The organism is Pseudomonas sp. MDV22-iso1 (assembly GCF_058145095.1).
In genome coordinates this window covers 120,141-127,113 of record NZ_JBYVMF010000019.1, presented here as the reverse complement: position 1 = coordinate 127,113, position 6,973 = coordinate 120,141, and the positions used below count along the sequence as shown (strand labels likewise).

Sequence of the window (6,973 nt, the reverse complement as noted above, 5' to 3'; positions counted from 1 at the left end):
TCCATGCCCAGGACGCTGGTGCCTTTGATGCTTTCCGGAATGACGCTGGCGCTCAAGGCTTCCAGGGAATCAAAGCCGAGGCTGTTGAGCATGGCTTGCTCATCGCCGGAACGCGGGCCGATGTGGCGGGCGATGAATTCGTTGGCAGTGGTGAGATTGATTTGAGTCATGTCGGCGCTCCTCAGGCTTCGGCGTTGGCTTTGATCAGACGGTCGTAGGCGTCCTGATCCAGCAGTTTGGCAACAGCCGAAGGATCGACTGGCTGGAAGCGGAAGAACCAGCCTTCGCCCATCGGGTCTTCGTTGACCAGCTCAGGGCTGCTGTCGAGCGCCGGGTTCACTTCCAGCACTTCACCGTCCAGCGGCATGTAAACGCCGCTGGCCGCTTTTACCGATTCCACGGTAGAAGCTTCAGCGCCTTTGTCGTAGGACTGCAGCTCGGGCAGTTGTACGAAAACCACGTCGCCCAGGGCGTTTTGCGCGAAAGCGGTGATACCGACTGTGACGGTGCCGTCAGCTTCGGTGCGCAGCCATTCGTGATCTTCAGTAAAACGCAACTCGCTCATGGAAACTCCTAAGGGGGCCAGACTCGTCTGGTGGACGCGATTGAATGCTTGGGCAAAGCCCTGCTTTATGGGGGGTTACTTAGCAATATCGCGGCCAACGTTGTTTAATCCTTATAAATCAGGCGTTTAAAGGGTTTTATAAAACGGCGACGATTGTTCTCTGTAGCGATATCGCTACAGTACAGGCAGAAGAAGAAACGCTATGGGGATCAAAGCTTTGCAATACGGGGGGGGGAGGCGCTTGTAGCGATTTCGTTCCACTGTAGCGCTTTCAGTACAAGTGGAGGTCGTTTTTCAACACGGTCTAAGACAATCTAAACCTTGTGGGAGCGCCTGCAGAATTGAGTTTCAGCTCAAGCCTCAAGGCTTGTTCGGAATCCCATACTTGCGCAACCGATGGGCAATCGCGGTATGTGAAGTCTGCAGGCGACTGGCCAACTGCCGGGTCGAGGGATAACTGACGTACAGTTTTTCCAGCAGGGATTTTTCGAACTCGTCGACGGCCTGTTCCAGGCTGTCGATATCGTTGTCGCTCTGACGCGCCACCGAGGTGCCGGCGATGTCCAGATCGCCAATGTCCACCAGACTGCTTTCGCAAATCGCCGCGGCGCGGAAGATCACGTTCTGCAGCTGCCGCACATTGCCCGGCCAGCGGTTGCCCAACAGTGCCGGATAAGTGCCCGGCGCCAGGCGACACACCGGACGCTGGATTTGCGCGCACGCCTGCTGCATGAAGTAGCGAGCGAGCAGCAGAATATCCTGACCCCGTTCGCGCAGGGGCGGGACTTCGACATTCAAGACGTTGAGGCGATAGAACAGGTCTTCACGGAAGGTGCCTTCGCTGACCATTTTTTCCAGGTCGCGGTGCGTCGCACTGAGGATGCGCACGTTGACCTTGACCTCGCGATCACCGCCCACGCGCCGGAAGCTGCCGTCGTTGAGGAATCGCAGCAGTTTCGCCTGCAGATAAGGCGACATCTCACCGATCTCATCGAGAAATACCGTGCCCTGGTTGGCCAGTTCCATCAGCCCTGGCTTACCCCCGCGTTGCGCGCCGGTAAAGGCGCCAGGGGCATAGCCGAACAGTTCGCTTTCGGCGAGGTTCTCCGGCAGTGCCGCGCAATTCAACGCAAGAAACGGTGAACTGTGCCGGGCACTGATGGCGTGGCAGGCGCGGGCTACCAGTTCTTTACCCGTACCGGTTTCACCTTGAATCAGCAGGGGGGCATCGAGGGCGGCAACTCGCTGGGCGCGCGCCTTGAGCGTACGAATTGCCGGGGACTCGCCGAGTAACGCATCGAAACCTTCGGCGTGATCATGGTGCAATGCCGACAGGCGTTCGCCGATGCGATTGGGTTGATACAGCGTCAGCAGGGCGCCGGCGTCGGTGATGGGCGTGGCGTCCAATAACAGGGTCTGGCCGTTGACGGTGATCTCGCGCAGCGGCAGGCGAAAGCCCTGTTCGAGCAACGCATCGAGCAGGGCCGGATCGGCAAACAGCTCGGCGACGCTTTCACCGGCCGGTTCGCGCCCATACAGCGCAATCATTGCCGGATTGGCCAGCAAGACGTTGCCGGCACTGTCGAGTGCCAGCACCGGGTCGGTCATGGCGGCGAGCAGGGCATCGAGCTGCAGGTGCCGGCGCTGGCCGGGCAGAATGTCCACCACGGTCACCGCTTGCACACCGCGCACGCTAAACAGCGCGTCGCGCAGCTCCTCAAGCACTTCCGGACTCAGGGTCGGGGCGTCGATATAGACGTTGGGCGGCACCATTTCCACCGCGTCCAAATTGAGATTGCGCCCACCCAGCAAGGCCAGGACTTCCTGGGTAATGCCGACTCGGTCGATGAAGCTGACGTGGATACGCATGGGGCGGTTTTTGATTCTGGCGTGCGGAGGGACGCAAGTATGCCTTGGGGCGTGCCAATGGTGAAATCCGGCAAGGATTTGCGAAAGAGCAAAGCCTGCTCGCCAAAGCTATCTCAAGATCACCACCACTGCGCGCGATGTGAGCCTAATTCAGAGGCAGGAAGCTCCCACTGCACCGGCGTACCGGTGATTTTCAGCGGCACCTGCAATCGATGCGCCGGACCCCAAGGCGTCTGCTCGACCAGTATTCCCTGATCGTTCTCGTCCTCCGCGCGCAAGGGTTCATCCGTCCCGGCGCCAGCTTCAATCAACAACTTCGCCGTGCGCGCTAACGACAAGCGTGCTGATCCTCCCGTTCCCAGCAACCGGATCGCACTGGCCGCCATCAAATACCCGGTCGCGTGATCGAGCGCTTGCAAAGGCAGCGGCGTTGGCTTGTCTGCGCGCTTGCAGTGCATGCCCGCCTCGGCGATGCCGCTGCTCATCTGCACCAGGCTGTCGAAGCCTCTGCGGTTCTGCCACGGGCCGCTCCAGCCATAGGCATTGAGGCACACGTCGACCAGGCCGGGCGCCAGTCGCTGGCGTTCAGCGACGCCGTAGCCGAGACGTTCCAGGGCATCGGCGCGGTAGCCGTGGAGCAGAACGTCGGCGTCCTTGAGCAGGTGTTCGAAAACAGCGCGATCCGCTGGGGCATGCAGGTCCAGGCGAGCGCAGCGTTTGCCCAAAGTCACTTCCGGAATCACACCCGGTTCATTCCAGGTGGGCGGGTCGATGCGCAATACATCGGCGCCAAGGCCTGCGAGGAAACGGCTGGCAACGGGGCCGGCGAGGACGCGGGTCAGGTCCAGTACCTTGATCCCGGCCAAGGGTCTCGCCACCGAACCACGCCATGGTTTTTCAGGTGAATGACCGTTGTTTTCGAAGTGAACCAGAGGCTCGGCGTTGACTGACTGACCTTGGGGATGCGCCTGCCATTGAGCCCAGGTTCGCATTTCGGCCGCACAACCACCGGCGTCGACCACCGCCTGTTCCAGATCCGACTTGGCCCATCGCGCCACGTGGCTGGCCATCGCGGCGCGGTTGTCGACGGCGCCCAGCACTGTTTCAGCCGCCGCTCGGTGATGAGGTGCATTGGTGTGCAGGCGGATCCAGCCGTCCTTGGTCGCATAGTCACCCGCAACCGGGTCCCACATCGGCGGAACACTCCAGCCCAGTGGGCGAATCGAGGTGGCGAACCAGAAGGACGCCAGGCGTCGATCGACTTCAAGGTGGGGGAGGCGGCCGGTGTGCTGCTGCAATAGCTCGCTGACAGCTTGGCCTGCGGTGGCAACGCTGGCGCAGGCCAGGTCGGTGACCGCGAACGCCGAGGGCAGCGCGCCGCTCGACGTGAAGGCAATCGGGGTATGAGGCAAGCCGAGTGCGGCTTGAATGGACGTGAGTAAATCAGTCATCGAAGGCCCTCCGGAACGAGAGCCCGATCATAGAACAAATCAGATGACAGGCCGGATGAAACCTGTGGGAGGTAAATCAGGCGTGAAATCCTTGTAGGAGTGAGCCTGCTCGCGATCGCGGTTCATCAGTCGACATCACTGTTGAATGTAAACGCGTTCGCGAGCAGGCTCACTCCTGCAAAGGAACCGCGTGCGAACTTAAACCCGGAACTGATCCATCAGTTTCATCTGATGGGTCGTCAGCGAATTCAGGTGGCTGCTGATTTGCGCCGATTCGGTGGCTTGCCCGGTCAGGGTTTCGGTGACGGTACGGATGGCCGAGACATTGCGGTTGACCTCTTCGGCCACGGCACTCTGCTGTTCGGCGGCGCTGGCGATTTGCAGGTTCATGTCGCTGATCACGGTGACCGCATCACTGATTTTGCTCAAGGCCTGAACCGCTTGCTGGATCTGTCCGGCGTTGCTGTGGGCCTGGGTCTGGCTCGAATGCATGGTCGCCACCACGCCGCGAGTACCGGTTTGAATGCGCTCGATCACACTGCGAATTTCTTCCACCGAATCCTGCGTCCGTTTGGCCAGGTTGCGCACCTCATCGGCCACCACCGCAAAACCACGACCGCTCTCGCCGGCACGGGCGGCTTCGATGGCTGCGTTGAGGGCCAGCAGGTTGGTTTGTTCGGCAATGCTGCGGATCACTTCCAGCACCGAGCCGATCTGCTCACTATTGACCGCCAAGGCTTCGACTTCAGTCACTGCCTTGCTGACTTCGTCGGCCAGCTGATTGATGTCCCGGGTGCTGCGCTCGATGATCGACATGCCATCGCGGGCCGATTGATCGGCACCCTTTGCCGCATTCGCTGCGTTCGATGCGCTGTTGGCGACATCGTGGGCGGTGGCGCTCATCTCGTTGGAGGCGGTGGCCACCTGGTCGATCTCGCGGAACTGTACTTGCATGCCTTCGCTGGTCCGGCGGGCGATTTCCGAGGACTGGTCGGCGGTGCCGCGGGCGTCGGTGATGCTCTGTTTGATCTGCGCGATGGTCGGTTGCAGCTTGTCGAGGAAACGGTTGAACCAGCTGACCAATTCCCCCAGTTCGTCTTTCTTGCTGTAGTGCAGGCGTTGGGTCAGATCGCCGTCGCCACTGGCAATGGCCTTGAGCATTTCAGCGACGCTGTTGATCGGGCGAGTCACCCCGGAAGCGGTGAGCCAGATCAGCAGGAGGCCGACCAGCCCGGCGGCCACAGCCACCAGCACGGCTTTGATCGTGCCGCTTTGCTGGGCGTCATCGAGTACGGTTTGCAGTTTCACCGAGTCGGCCAGCAGCACTTGTTTCGGCAGATCGATCACGATGCCCCAGGCCTTGGAATCGGCAATCGGGCTGACCGGATAAACCGCGCGGATCAACTCGCCCTGTTCGAGAATCTTCGGGGTGCCCGCATTGAGCAGTTGCAGCACTTCCTTGCCGTCAGCGCCGAGGGTGTCACCGATACTTTTACCGACCTTGCTGGCGTCAACACTGAAACCTGCGAGCACACCGGTGCCGGAGACGATCAGCATGTGGCCGGCGCCGTCGAACAGGTCGCGCTGTGAATCAAGGGCCGCGGCTTGCAGGGCGTCGAGAGCAATGTCGATACCCACCACGCCGATGGATTTTCCGTCCACCAGCAGCGGCACGGAAATGGTGGTCATCAGCATTTCCTTTCCACCGACCGTATCGGCATACGGGTCCAGCAGGCAGGTGCGTTTGCTGTCACGAGGGCAGGTGTACCAGCTGTTGTAAGGGGTGCCGTTGATGTTCTGCGTGGTCTTGGTCATGTCATCTTCGACCATGATCGTGTTTAACCCGGCGCCGCCGGCACGGCTCCAGTAGGTGGCGAAACGACCGGCTTCGTTGGATTGACGGGCTGCGTCATTGGCGAACTCGCTGTCCTTGCCGTCCAGGCCATTGGGTTCGAACGCGAGCCAGATGCCGAGCACTTTACTGTTGCGTTCAAAGGCGGTTTTCAGGCTCTGATTCAACTCCTCACGCACCGCGCCGGCGTCAAGCGAACGCTTGGCAGCCATGTTGCGCATGTCCTTGACCTGATCGGCCAGCGCCGTCACCACCGTCAGGCTTTCGCCAAAGGTCTTCTGCACCCGCACGGCTTGCTCTGCTGCCTTGGCATGCAACAGGTCCTGCACGCTGTCAGTGAGCATTTTGCTGCTGGAGGCGCTGATCAGTTCATCGTTCTGATTGGTCTGGTAGATGTTCATGCTGACGATCAGGGCGACCACGCCAAGCAGGCACAGGCCGGACAGCAGAACGATTTTCAGGCGGATGGAAAGAGAGTCGAACATAGGGCGAACTCGCAAATGGATGAAGTGTTGGCTATGAGTCGGGGCCGACCCGGTTCGCCAAGTCCATTCAGCGCCATTGGAGAGACATCGGCGTGGGGGAAGTTTGCATGAGTAAAAGCCGATGAACGGTCGTCGCAAGCGTTTGCGCGGGATTTGCGGGCGGTTGGCGGGGGTGGGTCGGTGTGGGCTAGCGGGAGTTTGATGTGAGGAAACAGGCAAAAGAGGGGCGGCTTTGCCACCCAGCGGGAGTGAACTCCCTCGCCACAGGGGCGTGTGGATCAGGAGGGTTGTGGTGAGGTTTCCGGTCTTGACCAGATCCACAGATTGCCCAGGCTCATGCCGGCGATGGCGAGGTAAACCGGCCAGCCGTGGTCGAGCATGACCAGCATCAAACCAGCGCACAGCAACATGCTGACGGTGGCACTGACCTTGGCCCGGCGCGCGATGATTTTGCCGTTGCGCCAGTTGCTGAGGATCGGTCCGAACAGCCGATGGTTCTCCAGCCAGGCACTGAGACGCGGCGAACTCCTGGTCGCGGCCCAGGCGGCCAGCAGGATGAACTCGGTGGTCGGCAGGCCGGGCACGACAATGGCGATCAAGCCTATGCCCAGGCTGACGTAAGCCAGCAGGCCGAAGAGGACGCGCACGAGTTTTGAGGAGGATGGTTGAGACATTTGGCTCGGAAACGCAGGTGGGACGAAATCGGGATCTTACAGGTTGAGGCAGTTCCTTGTAGGAGTGAGCCTGCTCC

Annotated in this window: 6 protein-coding genes and 1 pseudogene; all 7 read right to left on the bottom strand. The window is 60.6% G+C overall.

What is annotated here, in order from left to right:
• A partial coding sequence (locus AC3ZVB_RS20965; RefSeq protein WP_490147628.1) for a hypothetical protein occupies positions 1-170 on the bottom strand: 170 nt, incomplete at its 3' end.
• Positions 171-181: 11 nt separating this feature from the next.
• The gene (gene gcvH, locus AC3ZVB_RS20960; RefSeq protein WP_162440200.1) at positions 182-565 is read right to left on the bottom strand and encodes a glycine cleavage system protein GcvH; all 384 of its coding nucleotides are present in this window, start codon (positions 563-565) and stop codon (positions 182-184) included.
• Between the two features lie 360 nt (positions 566-925).
• Entirely contained in the window at positions 926-2,434 is a 1,509-nt protein-coding gene (locus AC3ZVB_RS20955; protein WP_162440201.1) for a sigma-54-dependent transcriptional regulator, read from the bottom strand.
• 119 nt (positions 2,435-2,553) lie between these two features.
• Positions 2,554-3,885 (bottom strand): CoA transferase, encoded by a 1,332-nt coding sequence (locus tag AC3ZVB_RS20950; RefSeq protein ID WP_490147623.1) that lies wholly within the window; start codon positions 3,883-3,885, stop codon positions 2,554-2,556.
• Between the two features lie 198 nt (positions 3,886-4,083).
• Positions 4,084-4,839 (bottom strand): methyl-accepting chemotaxis protein, encoded by a 756-nt coding sequence (locus tag AC3ZVB_RS20945; protein WP_442966346.1) that lies wholly within the window; start codon positions 4,837-4,839, stop codon positions 4,084-4,086.
• A 102-nt stretch (positions 4,840-4,941) separates the two neighbouring features.
• Positions 4,942-5,949 (bottom strand): annotated as a pseudogene (locus AC3ZVB_RS20940) (methyl-accepting chemotaxis protein); the annotation flags it as partial.
• 551 nt (positions 5,950-6,500) lie between these two features.
• A complete protein-coding gene (locus tag AC3ZVB_RS20935) occupies positions 6,501-6,896 on the bottom strand; it encodes a YbaN family protein (RefSeq protein ID WP_490147622.1) in 396 nt (131 codons plus the stop codon).
• Between the last annotated feature and the right edge of the window lie 77 nt (positions 6,897-6,973).